The 17,536-nt window shown below is 41.7% G+C and carries 19 protein-coding genes; 9 read left to right on the forward strand and 10 right to left on the reverse strand.

The genetic code is table 11. From position 1 onward, the window contains the following. Positions 1–267 precede the first annotated feature (267 nt). From ACE01R_RS16700 to ACE01R_RS16710, 3 genes are read right to left on the reverse strand one after another with little or no spacing between them, the layout of a single operon-like run. On the reverse strand, positions 268–1,341 hold the full coding sequence (locus tag ACE01R_RS16700; protein ID WP_395552633.1) for a DUF6670 family protein: 1,074 nt from the start codon (positions 1,339–1,341) through the stop codon (positions 268–270). Positions 1,342–1,380: 39 nt separating this feature from the next. Beyond that, complete coding sequence (gene pssA, locus ACE01R_RS16705) at positions 1,381–2,208, reverse strand: CDP-diacylglycerol--serine O-phosphatidyltransferase (RefSeq protein ID WP_395552634.1); 828 nt, start codon at positions 2,206–2,208, stop codon at positions 1,381–1,383. Between the two features lie 45 nt (positions 2,209–2,253). Then, a complete protein-coding gene (locus ACE01R_RS16710) occupies positions 2,254–3,111 on the reverse strand; it encodes a 23S rRNA (adenine(2030)-N(6))-methyltransferase RlmJ (protein WP_395552635.1) in 858 nt (285 codons plus the stop codon). A gap of 116 nt (positions 3,112–3,227) precedes the next feature. On the opposite strand from ACE01R_RS16710, the gene ACE01R_RS16715 reads away from it, so the two are divergent. Then, positions 3,228–3,830: a 2OG-Fe(II) oxygenase gene (locus ACE01R_RS16715; protein ID WP_395552636.1), complete on the forward strand. Its 603-nt coding sequence runs from the start codon at positions 3,228–3,230 to the stop codon at positions 3,828–3,830. Between the two features lie 71 nt (positions 3,831–3,901). Next, complete coding sequence (locus tag ACE01R_RS16720) at positions 3,902–4,429, forward strand: hypothetical protein (protein WP_395552637.1); 528 nt, start codon at positions 3,902–3,904, stop codon at positions 4,427–4,429. 120 nt (positions 4,430–4,549) lie between these two features. Here the strand turns inward: ACE01R_RS16720 and ACE01R_RS16725 are convergent, their stop codons facing one another. The 5 genes from ACE01R_RS16725 to ACE01R_RS16745 form a co-directional block, all read right to left on the reverse strand. Further along, positions 4,550–4,810, reverse strand: coding sequence for a DUF2789 family protein (locus ACE01R_RS16725; protein WP_395552638.1), 261 nt, complete (start codon positions 4,808–4,810; stop codon positions 4,550–4,552). Between the two features lie 108 nt (positions 4,811–4,918). After that, on the reverse strand, positions 4,919–5,176 hold the full coding sequence (locus ACE01R_RS16730; protein ID WP_395552639.1) for a DUF2789 family protein: 258 nt from the start codon (positions 5,174–5,176) through the stop codon (positions 4,919–4,921). Positions 5,177–5,345: 169 nt separating this feature from the next. Continuing rightward, on the reverse strand, positions 5,346–6,332 hold the full coding sequence (locus ACE01R_RS16735) for a malate dehydrogenase (protein WP_395552640.1): 987 nt from the start codon (positions 6,330–6,332) through the stop codon (positions 5,346–5,348). A gap of 172 nt (positions 6,333–6,504) precedes the next feature. Continuing rightward, entirely contained in the window at positions 6,505–7,161 is a 657-nt protein-coding gene (locus ACE01R_RS16740) for a ribonuclease I (protein ID WP_395552641.1), read from the reverse strand. Between the two features lie 32 nt (positions 7,162–7,193). Continuing rightward, positions 7,194–9,167, reverse strand: a complete 1,974-nt coding sequence (locus ACE01R_RS16745; RefSeq protein WP_395552642.1) for a transglycosylase SLT domain-containing protein — start codon at positions 9,165–9,167, stop codon at positions 7,194–7,196. Between the two features lie 353 nt (positions 9,168–9,520). Here ACE01R_RS16745 and miaB point away from each other — a divergent pair, with 353 nt between their 5' ends. From miaB to ACE01R_RS16765, 4 genes are all read left to right on the forward strand, one after another. Then, entirely contained in the window at positions 9,521–10,975 is a 1,455-nt protein-coding gene (miaB, locus tag ACE01R_RS16750; RefSeq protein ID WP_395552643.1) for a tRNA (N6-isopentenyl adenosine(37)-C2)-methylthiotransferase MiaB, read from the forward strand. A 39-nt stretch (positions 10,976–11,014) separates the two neighbouring features. Then, entirely contained in the window at positions 11,015–12,091 is a 1,077-nt protein-coding gene (locus tag ACE01R_RS16755) for a PhoH family protein (RefSeq protein WP_166168759.1), read from the forward strand. A 19-nt stretch (positions 12,092–12,110) separates the two neighbouring features. Then, on the forward strand, positions 12,111–12,593 hold the full coding sequence (gene ybeY / locus ACE01R_RS16760) for an rRNA maturation RNase YbeY (protein ID WP_395552644.1): 483 nt from the start codon (positions 12,111–12,113) through the stop codon (positions 12,591–12,593). 112 nt (positions 12,594–12,705) lie between these two features. Further along, a complete protein-coding gene (locus ACE01R_RS16765) occupies positions 12,706–13,107 on the forward strand; it encodes a hypothetical protein (RefSeq protein ID WP_395552650.1) in 402 nt (133 codons plus the stop codon). Between the two features lie 58 nt (positions 13,108–13,165). Here the strand turns inward: ACE01R_RS16765 and ACE01R_RS16770 are convergent, their stop codons facing one another. Beyond that, the gene (locus tag ACE01R_RS16770; RefSeq protein WP_395552645.1) at positions 13,166–14,044 is read right to left on the reverse strand and encodes an energy transducer TonB; all 879 of its coding nucleotides are present in this window, start codon (positions 14,042–14,044) and stop codon (positions 13,166–13,168) included. A 239-nt stretch (positions 14,045–14,283) separates the two neighbouring features. On the opposite strand from ACE01R_RS16770, the gene ACE01R_RS16775 reads away from it, so the two are divergent. From ACE01R_RS16775 to ACE01R_RS16785, 3 genes are all read left to right on the forward strand, one after another. Further along, positions 14,284–14,964 (forward strand): hypothetical protein, encoded by a 681-nt coding sequence (locus ACE01R_RS16775; protein WP_395552646.1) that lies wholly within the window; start codon positions 14,284–14,286, stop codon positions 14,962–14,964. Positions 14,965–15,129: 165 nt separating this feature from the next. Continuing rightward, positions 15,130–15,846 (forward strand): DUF3108 domain-containing protein, encoded by a 717-nt coding sequence (locus tag ACE01R_RS16780; RefSeq protein WP_395552647.1) that lies wholly within the window; start codon positions 15,130–15,132, stop codon positions 15,844–15,846. 91 nt (positions 15,847–15,937) lie between these two features. After that, positions 15,938–16,513 carry a xanthine phosphoribosyltransferase gene (locus tag ACE01R_RS16785; protein WP_395552648.1) on the forward strand — a complete coding sequence of 192 codons (576 nt, stop codon included), beginning with the start codon at positions 15,938–15,940 and terminating at the stop codon, positions 16,511–16,513. A gap of 205 nt (positions 16,514–16,718) precedes the next feature. On the opposite strand, the gene ACE01R_RS16790 is transcribed toward ACE01R_RS16785, so the two are convergent. After that, on the reverse strand, positions 16,719–17,333 hold the full coding sequence (locus ACE01R_RS16790) for a hypothetical protein (protein ID WP_395552649.1): 615 nt from the start codon (positions 17,331–17,333) through the stop codon (positions 16,719–16,721). Positions 17,334–17,536 lie beyond the last annotated feature (203 nt).

Here is a 17,536-nt window from a genome sequence, read left to right on the forward strand (position 1 = left end):
CTGGTTCGTCACCAGCAAGCTAGGTCGGCTATATTACACTAGATATTCTCAGTGTCAATCAGTAATTCAAATTATTTTAAACTTTCTTTCTAAAACCCAATCTCAACACTTCGCGCTAAATTGCTGTTTTATCAGAAGTTTTAATCTTCATCACCGCCGATGGATGTGCATTCTACAGCATTCCCAACCCAACGCAACCCCCTTTTTTAAATAATTCAGAAAAAATATCACAACTGTTTATTTATTCTACAAAATAGAGTGGTTTTCTTATTTTTTGCATGCAAAAGGTACAGGATTGACTAGTTCGTCACGCATTTTTTCCTGTTTATTTTTTTCTTGCCAGCTGAGTGAACGGCAATCGATATATTCACAATAGCCACTTTCACCTGTTTCCTCATGATGATTAATTCTGACTTGGTATTTAAAACTGCCGACATAGCCTGCCGCCAAGCCAAATTTAAAATCTCCCCGGCTTTGTGCCTGTATAGAAATGCAGGTGCCATCTTTACCTTCACAACCCCATTCAAACTCACGTGGCAAATACATGCTTTGCCCATTCGGTGTTTTTACTTTGGGATAAACCCGATGCACTTTAAAGCGAACGTTGTGGTCAAACATTTGCGACATCCCTGTTTTCCCATCTCGCAAATATATACGTGACTGTAAAATGCCGTTGAAAGAATCTCGAATTTGAGCCAAAAGTAGTTGGCGCTGATTTTCCAGATTTATGACTTGATAGGTAAAAAATGCCAAAGGTAAATAGGGAAAATTAATGGAACGAGCATATTCAAAACAGCCCATCTGCTGAATCTCAAATTTTTGCTCTTTATAAGTTAGCTGTCCTTCACATTGACACAGTAAAGACCAGTGATCTGCCAGTCCCATACGCAACTGGGTAAAATAGGAAATAATATTGCTGGTACGAATTGATAAATCAAAACTCAACTCTTTATCTTTACGCTGTATGTGGAAATGGGGAAAACTGCCGTGAATTGTTTCCCGATCTGAAAACTGAAAATGCCCTTTACTAAAACGACAGTCTTTACTCACCGAGTAAGAATTCAATTGCCCCACCATATGCGGGCTAATACTGGCAATCGTAGTTGCGGTATCTAAAGCTGTGGTTTGAATGGCGCTTTCATTACGCAGCATTGCCGCATTTGGCTGACCGATCAGACTAATAAAATTAAGGTAATGTAAGGGTGCAGGTAGATTAGGAATCATCAATCCTTGATGAATAATTTTATAACGGCCTTTTTGCGCATGATATGCCAAGCGCGACTGAAGAGGAGCCTGATTGAGTTGTTTGGAGCGATCAAATAAATCTTGAAACAACTGCATATCGTGCTCCTTTTTATTTTCAGTATAGCGTTCTCATTTTTATATGGCGGTATTTTTTCTCGCAAGGAAAGTGGTCACAAAACCAGACAGTGCATAAATAATGGAAATCACCAGAATCCCTACAGGAATATTATAAGTAATCGCGGCAAAGATAAACACTGCTATCGGCAATACAAAAAATGGGACACGTTTGCGATCAAATGTTTTAAATGAATAGTATTTAATATTGGAAATCATCAGTAATCCCACAGCAATGATCGCTACAGCATTAAAGATCTGAATACCCAATTCGCGCAGATCAAAAATTTGCGGGAAATCTTGTGCGACCCAGACCAGGGTAATAATGATCACCGCAGCCAACGGACTTGCAACACCAATAAAATAGCGTTTATCCACTACACCAATTTGTACATTGAAGCGTGCCAGGCGGAATGCTGCACAGGCGGTATAGACAAAACAGGCAGCCAGTCCAATCCGTCCCAAATCATTCAAACTCCAGCTATACATTAAAATAGCCGGCGCTACACCGAAAGCAAGCAAGTCCGACAAGGAGTCGAACTGCTCGCCAAACGGGCTTTGAGCACCAATTGCACGCGCTACCCGACCGTCCAGTCCATCGAATAATGCTGCCAGAAAAATAGCATAAATGGCTTGAGTGAAATCACCATTCATGCTGGCAATAATGGAATAAAAGCCAGATAGCAAGGCTGCTGTTGTAATCAGATTCGGCCACAGATAGATGCCACGACGTTTCACCTTTTGTCCCTCTTGGGTATGCTCTTCTTCTTCCACTTCAAAGGTGATGCCATCAAAACCATGCTCATCACGTGGAGAAGATTCACGTTCAGGTTTGTTTATACTTGTCATTCTTGTCGATCCTAACTGTAACCGTATCTCTTTCAAACGTATAACTTATTCGCCAACTAACCAACGGACAGCGGCATGTCCACCATTTTCACTCATACGTAAATGCGGAAACAGCCATTGTAAGGCTTCATCCGCATCTTCAGAAAACTTCCATGGTGGATTAATCACAAGTAAACCACAACCATTCAGACCAACTGGAGTGTCATCTGGCCACACACAAACTTCACAAACCAATTGACGGCGAATACCAGTTTTGATCATTTTCTTTTCAAAACGCTCAATCATGGCGCGATCTTTAATCGGATACCATACCGCAAAAACGCCGGTAGGCCATTTTTTGTATGCAGCAGCCAACAATTCTACCAATTGTGGAAAATCTTTACGTTCCAATTCGTAAGGCGGATCGATCATCACCAGACCACGCTTTTCTTTAGGTGGAATCACCCCAAGCAAGCCTTCATAAGCATCACGCTCATGCAGACCGGCACGGCGGTCACGAATATTAAAACGGAGCTGCTGGAAAACTTCAGGCTGCATTTCAAAAATCGTAGCTTTATCTATTTCACGCATGCCTTCCAAGGCAAACCAAGGTGAACCCGGATAGGCGCCTTTACCTGAAACCTCACGCATATCCTGAACAATTTTAAGATATTGCTTTACTCCTTCTGGAGCATTACGCGTAATTGAATCATCAAGCTTGATTAAACGGTGAATACCATTTAAAAACTCACCTGATTTCTGTGCTGCAGAAGTCGATAAATCGTATTTACCTGCCCCACCATGCGTATCGATATAGCGATAAGGTTTATCTTTGGCATTTAAACGTGTTAAAAGTTGCAGCAATAACACATGCTTCATGACATCGGCAAAGTTGCCTGCATGGAAATGGTGACGGTAATTCATGTTTCTTTAATTCCTGATATCAACTGATATTTTAGCATGAAAAAATGTTTCGTTCCGCAGGATATCTTGCTCTAGAATACGACAGCATTTTTCTATCCTGTTTTGAGTATATCTATATGGATGCAATTCACCTCCCAAAGTCATGCAATGTTGATCAAATGATTGAAGATTTAGATCAACAAGGCTTTAGCATTATTGATGATGTTTATTCTCAAGACTATATCTACGCTTTGGTTGCAGAATGCACTTCTCATTTAAATCAGTTTAGAGATGCCGCCATTCAAAACGGGGTCATGAGCAAAATCCGCAGTGATCATATTTTATGGATTAATGAAGAGTTAGAAAAAGCCCAACAGCACATCAAAACCCTGCAAAGCCTGGCCGAACAGCTGAACCGTGCTTTTTTCCTGGGAATTCGAGAAGTCGAAGCTCATTTTGCCTGTTATAACGCCGGTGAGTTTTATGCCCTGCACCGCGACAATCCACAACAAAAAAATGATCGGGTGATTTCAGCAGTCTATTATTTACATGAAAACTGGCAGGATGACTGGGGCGGAGAACTTCGCCTGCAAGACAAAAATGGTCAGTGGCACATTATCCCGCCAAAACCGAACCGCATTGCCCTATTCCAAAGTGATTTACTTCATGAAGTACTCAAAGCGAAGCATCAACGTCTGTCCATTACTGCATGGTTACGCAGCGGCAATTCCATTTGGTAATTTGACAACCATGCTTTAAATATGGAAAAACATCCTCATATAGCTATCATTGATAGATGAGGATGTCACCGATGCGGGAAAACTCCAAACAAATTATTCAACGTATTGGCGAAACTGATCAGCTGTATTTGCAAGGAAACACTCCCCAACTTGCCCTTGATCGTGCTGAATTACGCATACAATTGGTGCTACTGAGCAATTCACGTCAGGAACAGATTCATTTCTTACAAGAAGCGGTAGTATTGCTTGAACAAGGCCGTATTGAATTTGAAGAAATGCCAATGCGTTTATACATGGGCTTGTCACTGCATTTAGCCAAAGCTTATATGCTGTATTTCGAGATTACCAAGGAGCAAAGATTTGCCTTGATTACCCAGCAGATCTTAAAGCCCATCACTCACGACCAGTATGGCGACATTTATTTTTTCCTTGCCTATGCTTCTGCGGCTAAAAGTGAAACTGCATTAACGCGACATTGGCTCACCAAATACAGTAAAACTGCCGATTTTGACTTGATCCTTGTACAGCAGCACCCAGCCTTTCATTCATTCCGTGAACACACCTGGTTTGTTAATCTAGTCAAAAGAAAACTGCATTAATTACAGATAAAACGATCAAAAACGCCTCCAATGAGGCGTTTTTTTATGATCCGCTGCGATTAAAATTTCCTTTCCCCGAGCGAATTTTAAACCCCCATATATACAAAAAATTATTTAAATTCAGGCAATTTGTAGTTTTGTAGCATTGATGTGTAATTGCTGATTCAGCTCATCAATCAACATCACCCACTCATCTGCATCTTCCACCAAATAACGAATCAAAAACTCACGCTGGGATTTATTCCAAAATGGAGCATCATGCAAGTTTTGATGTGCAGGTAATTGATGGGTACGTATAAAAAGTTCAATAGCCGCAGGGCTAGAAGCAAGCCCAAGCTGTTCAAATAACATTTTAAAAGACGGGTTATTATTCATAAGCATGGCACACTCCTTATCAACCAAACTGTCATTTATTATTCAATTAACTTATAAGATATCGATAAAAAAACCTAGTGATAAAACTAGGTTTGTTGTTTCAATTTGTGTTCACTAATGCGTAGATACTGAAAGCATAGCTTCCGTATGCAATTGCTCATTTAAGATATCCACCATCATGGCCCACTCATCATCTTTTTTCCAATGACTGATCAGGAAATCATGCTGGGATTGAGACCAGAACGGCGCCTTGTGCAAAGGCACATCCATGCCAATTTGATGGGTTCTAATAAACTCATCCATTGCCTCAGACGAGGATTCTAATCCCAGTTGTTCAAAAAACAGTTCTAAAGTGGGGCGCTGCTCAAACATCTCATTCTCCTTAAAACTTTTATTGTTCTCTTTTAAATTAGACTGAAGCCCCTGAAAATTCAGTTGTCACTGCATCACAGCATGTTATTTTTTGTTCAACACTAAATTTCAGGCATAAAAAAGCACCCCGAATGGAGTGCCTTTTCATAATTTAATTTAAAAAATTAAATTATTTGATCATGTCAGCAATTGCTGCACGTTCTTCTTCTAGCTCGTTAAGAGTGAAGTTGATACGCTCACGGCTGAATTCGTCGATTTCAAGACCTTGAACGATTTTGTATTCGCCGTTTTCAGTTGTTACAGGGAAACCGAACATTACGCCTTCAGGGATACCGTAAGAACCATCAGAAGGGATACCCATAGTTACCCATTTGCCGTTTGTGCCAAGAGCCCAATCGCGCATATGGTCGATTGCAGCGTTTGCAGCAGAAGCAGCAGAAGACAAACCACGCGCTTCGATGATCGCAGCACCACGTTTACCAACAGTTGGAAGGAACACATCTTTGTTCCAAGCAGCATCGTTGATTTTGTCTTTTAAGCTTTCGCCATTTACTGTAGCAAAACGGTAGTCAGCGTACATTGTTGGAGAGTGGTTACCCCAAACAGTCATAGTTTCGATATCAGAAACTGCAACACCAGCTTTTTGAGCAAGTTGAGTCAACGCACGGTTGTGGTCAAGACGCAACATTGCTGTGAAGTTTTTCGCTGGAAGATCTGGAGCAGATTTCATTGCGATGTAAGCATTCGTGTTCGCAGGGTTACCCACAACAAGAACTTTCACGTCACGGCTAGCAACTTCGTTCAGTGCTTGACCTTGACCAATGAAAATTTCGCCGTTTACTTTAAGCAAGTCAGCACGTTCCATACCAGGACCACGTGGACGAGAACCTACTAACAATGCATAGTCAGCATCTTTGAATGCTACTTTAGGATCATCAGTACCGATCATGCCAGCCAATAATGGGAAAGCACAGTCGTCAAGTTCCATCATTACGCCTTTAAGCGCAGCTTGAGCTTTCTCAAAAGGAACTTCTAATAATTGAAGAATAACTGGTTGGTCTTTACCCAACATTTCACCGCTAGCGATACGGAATAATAGGCTGTAACCAATTTGACCAGCAGCGCCAGTAACGGCAACGCGAACAGGTTGCTTCATGTAATTATCTCCAATTGAGAGGATCGTCATAATAATTAAATAGCTGTTCTATTTAATCTTAATAATCATAAACGGCAAAGATTGTACTCCAATACTTTGACGGATGCATTTAAAAGAGAATGAATTTCAACAAAAGTATGATAGGAAATATAAATCAAATATATAAAAAAGCTTAGTAAGAGCCTTTTATTGTAAATAAATTCGGACAGGTATTTTCTACTTCCACCGAGCATCGCTTGTACTGTCCATTATTTTTATAGCAAAGTTTCACTTCAGTCAGAATGGCATTTCCCTGAGAAGTCGCACAACTAAATCGAATTGCATTCGCAGGTAAACTTGAATTCAAACGCAAAAACTGCAACCGAAGATTAGTCTGATGCATGGCTCTCGTTTCAGGACTGGTGAGTTCAGTCGGGATTTTGAGACGCTCGGCATAGTTAATGATGGTACGAAAATATTGACTTGAGTTCATGGGCACACAACCACCAATCGCACGCCAGAGCTGAACCCGGGCATTTTCATCGGGCATGATACGCGCTACCACTTTCGCCTGTAAGGGAGATAAAGTCGCAGAAGATGCTGTTTTACACTCAGATTCTGAAGTTTCCGGATACAGACCGGAAATATTCAGCGAATAGCCTTCCAGACATTTTCTCTGTTTTGATTTTTGGGCATCAAACATACATACCGCAGGGGTCATTTGCACAACCATGACATACCCCTGCACAGGTGCAGCAAAAATTTGAGGTGCAAACAGCCCTAGTCCAGCACCGCTCACTATGAGGAGTGCCCATCTTGCTAAAACTGAAGTTTGCCCAAAAAATATCATCAACAAGTCAGACCTATCAATAAAATTAAAATTTAAGGATTATTTCTTAAGGGAATTATATTCATTCTTTTTTCAATCGATTGTGCCCCTTGTCCAAGCAATACTCCATAATGGGTAGCATTGGTCATCACATGTTTTACGTAATCACGTGTTTCGGTTAAAGGAATGCTTTCTGTATATTGGTCTGCGGCAATCGGCTGAACATCCGGTTGCCAGCGACGTGCCCGGTTTGGACCGGCATTGTAACCAGCGGTAGCCAGCACAGGACTATTGCTGAGCTGGCCCTGAATCATCGACAAATAAAAAGTGCCATAACGGATATTGGTATTCATGTCAGTTAAAGCTGCAGGGTTATAGGTTTCACCCATTTGCCGAGCCACAAGTTTCGCAGTGTCCGGCATAATTTGCATCAGGCCACCCGCTCCCACATGTGAACGTGCCTGGGGAACAAAGCGGCTTTCCTGACGCATCAAACCATAGGCCCATGCAGGATCGATCCCGGCATTACGACTATGGCTAACCACATAACTTTGATGTGGCATGGCATAACGATAAGAATAGTTGTGTTTGGATTCAGTACGGTCAGCAGCGTAAATGGCCCGATCATACCAGCCGATATCCGTCGCACGTTTTGCAGCTGCAAGCAGCAAGCCATCATCATGTTTTAGATAGGCCTGACGCACCGCCCAGTTCCATTCACGATTTACATAACTGTCTGGTGCATTGACACGGCGTAAAGCAAAAGCACGGTTGAAATGAATGTCTTGGCTTAAACGCTGCACATCACTATTCGTAGGTTGAACATTATTGGGAATATTATTGTAACTTTGCCCTAACTTATCTCTGGCCAGAAGGTTATGGTAATCATCCCCCTGCGCCAGTTTTTTAAAAATTTCTTGCGCTACACGTTTAGAATTAGCATCACCACGTTGTTCTGAGGCCCGTGCCAGCCAGTACTGCCAGCGATCTTCCTGTTTCTGGCTCACACCCATCGCATCAATGGCTCGAATCAGGCTTTCCCATGCACTAAAACGAATAGCCTGACGAGCATAAATTTCCGCTTCTTCTGCACTAAAGGGCAAACCATAACTGGCATCCATATAATTCAGCACTTCACGGTTAAAGTTGTTTTTCATCACCGTGGTACCACCAATATAGCCCACAGTACGATAGAGTGCTTTTTGAACCTGTACAGGTGTGCCTTCTGCTGCATTTTTAACAGAAGCCATTGCGGTATTTAAATCACTATCGGCCAGACGGCCCAGGGCATAAATTAAATAAGCCTGATCAGCCGCAGATGCTTTGGGTGCAGACCATAAATAGTTTAAAGGATTGGCCTGGATTTGATTGAGCTGTGCAAGTGACAAACTCACCCCTAGCGTTTGTGCCGTTGCCAAAGCCAAACCGGACTGACCTGCGCGCAGCTGCCCCCACAAACGCTGTTGTCTATCCTGCTCGGTCATCAGAGGACTCGACAGCATCATGCGCCCCAAACCGGTACACGATTCAGGTTGTGAATTGGTGGCAAGCCAGACATCCTTATATTCGGCAAAGACCAAGGGATCACCCGATTTAGCACGAATCTGGGCAACCGCACAGCTTTCCGCCTGATCCGGATTGGTCACATACTGCAAAATGGGCTGCGCGGTGGCAAAATCTGCCTGCTTGACTTTTTCCTCAACATAATCGGCAGCCAGTTTTTCAGCCATCGCTGATTGCGGATAACGCTGGGAAAAATTGATAATTTGACTGGCAGGCTGGCTAGCTAAATTGCTATTCAATGACCAATATTCCGGATAATAGCCCAGTACATCGTTTTGCATCGATGCCTGATATTGTTGTAATAAAACTGAATTTCCAGAATTGGCCGCACGCAAAGCATCATTAAATTGTTCATCAGCCGCATGGGAAATCGAAATAAAACCGGTGGATGCCACAGCCAAAGCAAGCACTTTATAATAATTTTTATTGATTACCCGATTAAACATATGCCCGCCTTCTGTCATTTAGTATTGCCTTGGTCGCACCTAATCATTTTTGGATAGTTTAATTATTATTAAACTACTCTACTGTTCTGTTATGTAACCTTATGATTAGACAATATTAATTTTCAATCATTTTTACTTCACAAATCAATATTTTTGCAGCTTTATTTATGACTATAAGTTTCGCTTCGATTCCTGCTAAAATATGCGCCTTTCTTGTATTCAAATTGCAATTTTTCAAGATGACAGCCAGCCTCATTTTTCCTCATTAATACAATTAAGTATTGAAATAAAAGGAAGTATTGCTCGCTTGTCCAACCTTATTCGGTCAATCTTGAATTGCGATTTCATCGATTTATCCTTTAGGAGCCTACATGACGGTTCAAACCTTCATTCCAAATAGTGCCCAAGCTGCTTCAGAAAACACTGTTACCCAGCCACAGCACACCCCAGCCGACGGTTCAGTGAAAAAACTGTATATCGAAACGCAAGGGTGTCAGATGAATGAGTATGACAGTCATCGTATGGCAGACCTGTTGGGCGACTCACATGGTTATGTGTTGACCACTGACCCTAATGAGGCTGATATTCTGCTGATGAATACCTGCTCCATTCGTGAAAAGGCTCAGGAAAAAGTGTTTTCCGAATTGGGTCGCTGGCGCAAGCTGAAAGAAAAAAATCCGGATCTGGTGATTGGGGTCGGCGGTTGTGTGGCTTCTCAGGAAGGTGACAACATTCAAAAACGTGCACCATATGTCGATATGGTTTTTGGTCCGCAAACCTTGCACCGTTTGCCGCAAATGCTGGATCAACATAACGATCAGATTGAAAAACCCAAGAAAGAAAAAATCAAGCTGGTAGATATTTCTTTCCCGGACATTGAAAAATTCGACTTTTTACCTGAACCGCGTGTTGAAGGTTACAAAGCCTTTGTTTCGATTATGGAAGGCTGTTCAAAATACTGTTCTTTCTGCGTCGTGCCTTATACCCGTGGTGAAGAAGTATCGCGTCCTTTAGATGACGTGCTGGCTGAAATTGCCGGTCTGGCTGAGAAAGGCGTGCGTGAAATTTCACTTCTAGGTCAGAACGTGAATGGTTACCGTGGTGAAACTTTTGAAGGTAATATCTGTACCTTTGCCGACTTATTGCGCTTAGTGGCTGAAATTCCGGGCATTGGCCGTTTACGCTATACCACTTCACATCCACTTGAATTCAATGATGACTTGATTCAATGCTACCGTGACTTGCCACAAATGGTTTCGCACCTGCACTTGCCAGTACAAAGCGGTTCTAACGATGTATTGCAAGCCATGAAACGTAACCACACCATTGACGTATATATCGAAAAAATTGCCAAACTGCGTAAAGTCCGTCCGGATATGCATTTATCTTCAGATTTTATTATTGGCTTCCCGGGTGAAACCGATGAGAACTTTGAAGAAACTTATCAATTCATCCAAGATTTGGATTTCGACCATTCTTATAGCTTCATTTATTCAAAACGTCCGGGCACACCAGCTTCAGAACTTGAAGACAACACTCCTGAAGATGTGAAAAAAGAACGTCTGGCCAAAGTTCAGCAGTGGATTAAACGTTCAAGTATTGATAAAACTGATGCCATGCTCGGCACCATCCAACGTGTTCTTATTGAAAAGGTTTCTGACAAAGATCCGAACCTGTTGATTGGTACGGCAGACAATACCCGTCTGGTCTCTTTCATTGGTGATGCTGCATGGGTTGGGCGTTTTGCCGAAATCGAAATTACTGAAATTAAAACTTTGAATTTTGTTTACGGTGAGCTCTTGAATCTTGAGCCTGACGTGGCGTAATGTAAGGTGATCAGCCAGATCATTTTATAAGGAATACTCTTGACTGCAGCGATCCGACGTACAGTAACTTTTCCTGGTATTTCAATGGAGCGTTTAAAAGGCATGCTGGGTGCTTATAACGGTCATTTGAAACAAATCGAACAACGTTTAGAGGTCAAAATTTCCCATCGAGGTGATGCTTTTTACATCGATGGTGAAATTGATGCAGTAGAGAGAGCCGAAAGCCTCTTGATGCGTCTACATGAAGAAACTGAAACCAGCCAGCAAGTCAGCGCGGATACTTTGCATCTGATGATTCAGGGCAGTCAGACGGATCGTGAATTGCAGGAAGATCTTTCTGACAATGAACATACCGGTCTCGATGCCGTCTGGTTGCAAACCCGCAAAGGTCGTATCAATCCACGCGGCGCCAATCAAAAGCGTTATGTACAGCGTATTTTGCAAAGCGACATTTCCTTTGGTATAGGCCCTGCCGGTACCGGTAAAACCTATCTGGCGGTGGCTGCTGCAGTGGATATGCTGGAACGTAACGAAATCCAGCGTATCCTGCTGGTTCGTCCTGCGGTTGAAGCCGGTGAAAAACTCGGTTTCTTGCCAGGGGATTTAAGCCAGAAAATCGATCCTTATTTGCGCCCACTTTACGATGCCCTGTATGAAATGCTGGGTTTTGAAAAAGTCGCCAAGCTGATTGAACGTCAGGTAATTGAAGTTGCGCCCCTCGCCTATATGCGCGGCCGTACTCTCAACCATTCTTTCGTGATTTTGGACGAAGCGCAAAACACCACACCTGAACAGATGAAAATGTTCCTGACCCGTTTAGGCTTTGGTTCACGCGCGGTCATTACCGGTGACATCACTCAGGTCGATTTACCTCGCGGTCAGCAATCCGGTTTGGCACATGCTTTACGTGTCCTGGAACCTGTGACCGAAATTCATATCACCCGTTTCCATTCCCGTGACGTAGTTCGTCACCGGCTGGTACAAAAAATTGTCGAAGCCTATGAAGGATGGGACAGTGAACAACACCGTCTTAGTGCTGAAGCTCGTGCAGAACGCAAAGCACGTCAGGAAGCATTGATTGCTGAAAATGATGCTGCTGCCGATGCCCAAGACTAAGATGCTTTAAGGATTCATTTTGAAACTTAACCTATCACTGCAACAAGACTATCAGTCACCTGAACTGATACTGAAACGTGCTTATATTAAAAAAGTCATTGAAACTGCACTTCGCTTTATCGATGTCGATCAGGACTGTGAAATCGGGATTGCCTGTGTAGACAATGACGAAAGCCATAAACTGAATCTGGAATATCGTCAAAAAGACAAACCGACCAATGTGTTGTCTTTTCCAAGCGATATTCCGGAAGAGGTTTTATCGATGCTGGATGCCCTACCAATCGGTGACCTGGTGATCTGTATTCCTGTGGTTTTACAGGAAGCCATTGATCAGAACAAAACACCGATTGAGCATTTCACTCATATGCTGGTGCATGGCACATTACACTTAATGGGCTATGACCATGAAACCTCAGATGAAGATGCTGAAGAAATGGAAGCATTGGAAATTGAAATTCTGGCGAAGTTAGGTTTTGAGAATCCTTATACTGAACAACAGTAAGTTCTAGCAGCCTTCCAATTTTTTAACCCGATTAATTTCGATTAGTCGGGTTTAATTTATGCCAAATAGGAATAAAATCTTAAAATACGTCCCCTAAATGGTGGGAAAAATGATGAACAGAATTCTTTTCCGGCTTTGCCTGATTGCAGCGTTATTTCCTGCATGTCAGCTGTATGCTGCCAATGTTGAATCTCTATGCAAAGAAGTGAAATTCCAGCAGACAGATAATGTCTGGGTAGGCCATTATTATCTGGAAGGCGTGATGGAAGTCGGCTCCGAGCTTTTACTGGAACCGGACGGCACTTTTAAATGGTATTTGGCCGTCGGCGCTTTAGACCAATATGCCGAAGGAACATGGTGGAAAAATGGGACATGTATTGGCTTGAAAGCCGCACCCCAATACCGCCAATATTTAGAAATCTTCCCGACCCGCTTAGACCTTTCAGAAAAGGACTTAAATGTGACATGGCCGGATGGGCGTCAAAAGGGACACTATGTATTAGCGTCGCATTAAAACTGCAATCAAGCACCGAAAGTTAGCAATCCTGGAAAAGCAGATCAACACCATTTAATCAATGCACTTCAAACTCTGCTTCAGCCGGATCAAAACGCCAGGTACGCACAATACGCAGTTCTGAAATATCTTTCATCCTTTGATCAAAGCTGCCGAATGGTGCAGCCTTTCGCACTGAGGTCTTGGCAGCTTCATCCAATAAAGCATGCCCAGAACTTTCAATCAGGCGAATGGCACGAATCCCACCACTTTTATTTAAGATCACCATTAAACGAACCTCCCCGGCGAGGCGTTGCACTTTGGCCGCATCGGGATAATAACGGTTACCGTAAAATTCAACTTTCTGGCGGAATTTTTCCAAATAAGCGGCTGAGATATCCTGTTTGGCTTGTATCCCATCCACCGTTTTGATTTTTTGCTGACGACTAAAGTTTTGCTGTCTTTGTAAATATTGTGCTTCTAAACTTGCCACCATGGCTGCTTTGGCCTGAAACTGGCTATTCAGCTCTTGCATGGCTTTTTTTCGCTGATTCTGTTCAGCTTCTTTCTTCCAACTTAAGGTAGTCATCAGCACTTTTTCTTCAAAGCTGAGTTCACGCTTTTGTTGTAAACGTTCCAAAGTTTCCTGCTGCTGTTCACCGGTCGTTTGTTCAATCATCGCTGCCGGCATATTGCTCGACATACGATGTGCTTCTCGGAAGGTTCCAGAACCTTGCTGATCTGCCTGTGCCAGAAAATCTGCATGCTCCACCTTGTCCTGACTTGGACGTAAAGTAACAGCGATTTCCTTGACTGCGGCATCACTTTCTGCAGGCATGGCAAATTGCAAGGTCAAAATAATCAAATGCAAAAGAGCAGCTAAAATCACTGCGCTTGTGAAAATTGGATCTTTCCACCATGCATGCATTAAAGGTGCGAAACTGATTTTCTTAAGCATCACATTAAACCGACAATATGTCTGGTCCCCAAACTGCATAAAAGCAGTATAAAATAAACACAACGTCTACTTTTGAATGAAAAAACGAGAACTCAATCAACAAGCACGCTGTAGACAATTAAAATCATGAAAATGGTGCAATTAATTTTGCTAAACTGCAAGGTGGAATATCTGTATTTTTAATACTTTCGACAAAATCTATCGAAGTTTAAGAAGATTAACTCGCTGGGATGCCTTATATGCAAACGCTACTATCCAATATCTCTAAACGTATACGCCAGGTGTACCAAAAGGCTGAAGGGTTTATTGAAGATGAGCGTGAATTCCCCCTATCTCAAGTTTTTTTAAATGCCACTTTTCAGCGCTTTGTCACCGACAATGTTTCCATGCTGAAAGATCTACATGCCGACTTGCATGAAGACTGGCTACGTTTATATGCAACGCTTGATGTGAAGGGTTTATACATTACCCTTTCAGTCGATTTGAAACTGGTACAGATGGAACTGAACAAAGATACTCAGCTGATAGTGTTTGAACAGATCAGCGACACCCAAGTCATTGATGCCAAATTCAAAAATATCTTCCAGAAACTTGCGGTAAAATTTGCTTTATTTTTCTATCAAAAAGTACTCGATAAAGATCCTTTGGGCATGATCCTTGAGAAGCTGAATGTCATTAAAGTTAAAGATGACTTATTGCATCTGGATTTAAACCGATGGTTAGGTAAAAAGCGCTCTATTATTGATACTTTAGCAAAAGTTCATGTCAACCATGCCGTTTTACGTGAAGCCGAACTGGTGGTGATGGGTAATGTCAACCTGACTGCATTATTCAGAAAAATGTCCGAAGAACCAATAAATGTCTGGGAGATTGAGGAAGAATACCAGGACAGTAAAGTCAGTCCGGTTAAGCAAAAATAAGCTGAATAGTTTTTGTGGATTAAAATCTGTAGTTTTAACTAAAAAAACTACACTAAAGCTACAGATTACATAAACTTTCGAATTTTATCTCTATATTCAACAGGCATAATGGTATCTACGCAGAAGTTTACATTTTATTAAGACTGCATAGGAACACTCTAACTTATGGCTCACAAGGTATTGAAAACAGTTGCATTCGCATCTGGTCTAACAACTACACTGTTGTTCGCTGGGGTCTCAAACCAAGCATGTGCCATGAGTCCATTCCAGGCAAGTTATCAATTTAACTATAATGGCAAAAATATGGGCTCGGCTACACGTACTTTAAGCCAGTCGGGAAATAACTGGTCTTATGTCTTTGCTGCAAAAGCCGGCGCCATGGCATCTGCTACTGAAACCAGCCATTTTAGCTTCAATGATAGTGGCGATATTCTTTCTCACAGTTTTAGCCGTCACAGCAAGATTCTGGTACATAACAGTACCATGAGTATTGATTTCAACCCGAATACCAAAACCATTCACACCAAAAAAGATAAAAAAGCTTATGCTTTTGACTGGAAAGCGGGTGTTCTAGATGAGCTGAATGCCGAGTTGCAATTACGTGAAGATTTAAAATCTTCAAGTTTAAAATCAAGTTATGCGATTGCCGATGCCAAAGAAGTGGAATCACGTCACTTTATCAAACAAGGCAATGAAACCGTAAAAACCGCTTATGGCACTTTCGACACCATTAAAGTGGTGCTGAAGCATAAAAAGCCGAATCGCGATACTGTTTTCTGGTTAGCACCTAAACTGGACTATACTCCCGTGAAAGTGACCCATCAAGATGGTAAAAGCTCCTATGGGTTACTGTTAACAGGTTATAAAGGCGCAACGAATTAATCAATTTGATCAATTTCGCTTGCATTTTTCGAGAGCCTTTTTAAAATACGCTTTTGCTTGAAAAAGCATCTGCCCTTAGAGGAATTCTCCCGTGCACGCACTAGAACAGAAAATCTTAAGTGAAGGTATCGTTCTATCTGATCAAGTTCTGAAAGTTGATGCTTTCTTAAATCATCAAATTGACCCTGTATTGATGCAACAGATTGGTAAAGAATTTGCTGCCCGCTTTAAAGATGCAGGGATCACTAAGATTATCACCATTGAAGCTTCTGGTATTGCTCCAGCAGTAATGGCCGGTTTAGAACTTGGTGTGCCTGTGATCTTTGCACGTAAATATCAATCTTTAACTTTAAAAGATGATTTATACCGTTCTAAAGTGTTCTCTTTCACTAAACAAACTGAAAGCACGATTGCTATTTCAAACAAGCACATCAATTCAAGTGATAAAGCTTTAGTGATTGATGACTTCCTGGCAAATGGTCAGGCAGCTTTAGGTCTTGCCGATTTAATTCATCAGGCAAATGCTGAAGTTGTGGGTATTGGTATTGTGATTGAAAAATCTTTCCAACCTGGTCGCCAATTGTTATTGGATAAAGGTTACCGTGTTGAATCTTTAGCACGTGTTAAATCTTTGGAAAATGGTACTGTTGAATTTGTCCGTGACTAAGATTTCAACTGAATTTAAAAAGAGCGCTCAGGCGCTCTTTTTTTGTAAGTGTTTTTTTATAGCGATCTAATTTTCAGACCAAATATTATCTTGCAGTAGGTTGACTCTATTATAGAGCAATACTCAATAAACATTTTTTGTACTAAAATAAAAAAGTCTAACTATCCGCAAATAGTTAGACCCTGGATCATATTGAACGGTGGATTTACTTTACGGTCACAGTAATGCTACCAGTGTTCACAGCACCAATAGCTGAAGTTTTGATGCCATCAATATGATTCTCGAATCCTCTTGCATTTACAGATGCATCAATAGCTGCTGAATTAAAGGCTAAATTCGCTGCAGTGTAATTACTCAGAGTTTCAGAGAACTGATCATAAGTGTCAGTATTCAACGATGTACTGATAGAACTTTCAAACTCCGATGAACGCTCAGAATTCCATTGTTCCAAAGAACCCTCTGCATTTTTTTCAGCATCAAAAGTTTTCTCTAATGTACCCGTATTCACAGCACTCAGATTGCCTTGTTGTAAGTTAATGCTACCGGTGTTTACCGCACCAATTGCTGAAGTTTCTACTGCGAGTTTGTCTCCCACATTATTCAGTGAATTATACGCCCCGTGTACGTTGACTGTTGCATCAACAGTAGCGGTATTAATGGCAAGGTTAAGCGCAGTACCATTTTTAGCATGTTGAGATACAGTGGCCAAAGTAGCGTCTAAACCTGTATTTACAGTGACGTGGTTGCCTTGCGGATTTGCCATGGCTGCACTAGACACGAAGGCAACAGATAAGGCGATTGTTTTGATGGTCTTATTCATGGTTATTTTCCTTTTTTCTAATTTTGAAGTACTTCTCGCTAAGCACTTCTTTTTATAATGGGAGCGAGCCCATTTTTTACATATTTTTTTAATCACGCTGCGTGCTTGACCAGTAGTTTTCGACCACTTCCGGATTAACATCCCACAGCATCTGAGTCTTTTCATTGTCTTTTTCTTCATTCATTTTTTTTAAAGAAGATGAA

The organism is Acinetobacter sp. BSP-28, assembly GCF_044130285.1.
GTDB lineage: Bacteria > Pseudomonadota > Gammaproteobacteria > Pseudomonadales > Moraxellaceae > Acinetobacter.

What these genes read in the sequence shown, in the direction of transcription:
- miaB (WP_395552643.1), top strand. Translation starts at nt 9,521, where the DNA reads ATGACGGTTCAAACCTTCATTCCAAATAGTGCCCAAGCTGCTTCAGAA.
- ACE01R_RS16735 (WP_395552640.1), bottom strand. Translation starts at nt 6,332, where the DNA reads ATGAAGCAACCTGTTCGCGTTGCCGTTACTGGCGCTGCTGGTCAAATT.
- ACE01R_RS16715 (WP_395552636.1), top strand. Translation starts at nt 3,228, where the DNA reads ATGGATGCAATTCACCTCCCAAAGTCATGCAATGTTGATCAAATGATT.
- ACE01R_RS16720 (WP_395552637.1), top strand. Translation starts at nt 3,902, where the DNA reads ATGCGGGAAAACTCCAAACAAATTATTCAACGTATTGGCGAAACTGAT.
- pssA (WP_395552634.1), bottom strand. Translation starts at nt 2,208, where the DNA reads ATGACAAGTATAAACAAACCTGAACGTGAATCTTCTCCACGTGATGAG.
- ACE01R_RS16730 (WP_395552639.1), bottom strand. Translation starts at nt 5,176, where the DNA reads ATGTTTGAGCAGCGCCCCACTTTAGAACTGTTTTTTGAACAACTGGGA.
- ACE01R_RS16740 (WP_395552641.1), bottom strand. Translation starts at nt 7,161, where the DNA reads ATGATATTTTTTGGGCAAACTTCAGTTTTAGCAAGATGGGCACTCCTC.
- ACE01R_RS16765 (WP_395552650.1), top strand. Translation starts at nt 12,706, where the DNA reads ATGAACAGAATTCTTTTCCGGCTTTGCCTGATTGCAGCGTTATTTCCT.
- ACE01R_RS16745 (WP_395552642.1), bottom strand. Translation starts at nt 9,167, where the DNA reads ATGACAGAAGGCGGGCATATGTTTAATCGGGTAATCAATAAAAATTAT.
- ACE01R_RS16710 (WP_395552635.1), bottom strand. Translation starts at nt 3,111, where the DNA reads ATGAATTACCGTCACCATTTCCATGCAGGCAACTTTGCCGATGTCATG.
- ACE01R_RS16775 (WP_395552646.1), top strand. Translation starts at nt 14,284, where the DNA reads ATGCAAACGCTACTATCCAATATCTCTAAACGTATACGCCAGGTGTAC.
- ACE01R_RS16780 (WP_395552647.1), top strand. Translation starts at nt 15,130, where the DNA reads ATGGCTCACAAGGTATTGAAAACAGTTGCATTCGCATCTGGTCTAACA.
- ACE01R_RS16790 (WP_395552649.1), bottom strand. Translation starts at nt 17,333, where the DNA reads ATGAATAAGACCATCAAAACAATCGCCTTATCTGTTGCCTTCGTGTCT.
- ACE01R_RS16700 (WP_395552633.1), bottom strand. Translation starts at nt 1,341, where the DNA reads ATGCAGTTGTTTCAAGATTTATTTGATCGCTCCAAACAACTCAATCAG.
- ACE01R_RS16770 (WP_395552645.1), bottom strand. Translation starts at nt 14,044, where the DNA reads ATGCTTAAGAAAATCAGTTTCGCACCTTTAATGCATGCATGGTGGAAA.
- ACE01R_RS16725 (WP_395552638.1), bottom strand. Translation starts at nt 4,810, where the DNA reads ATGCTTATGAATAATAACCCGTCTTTTAAAATGTTATTTGAACAGCTT.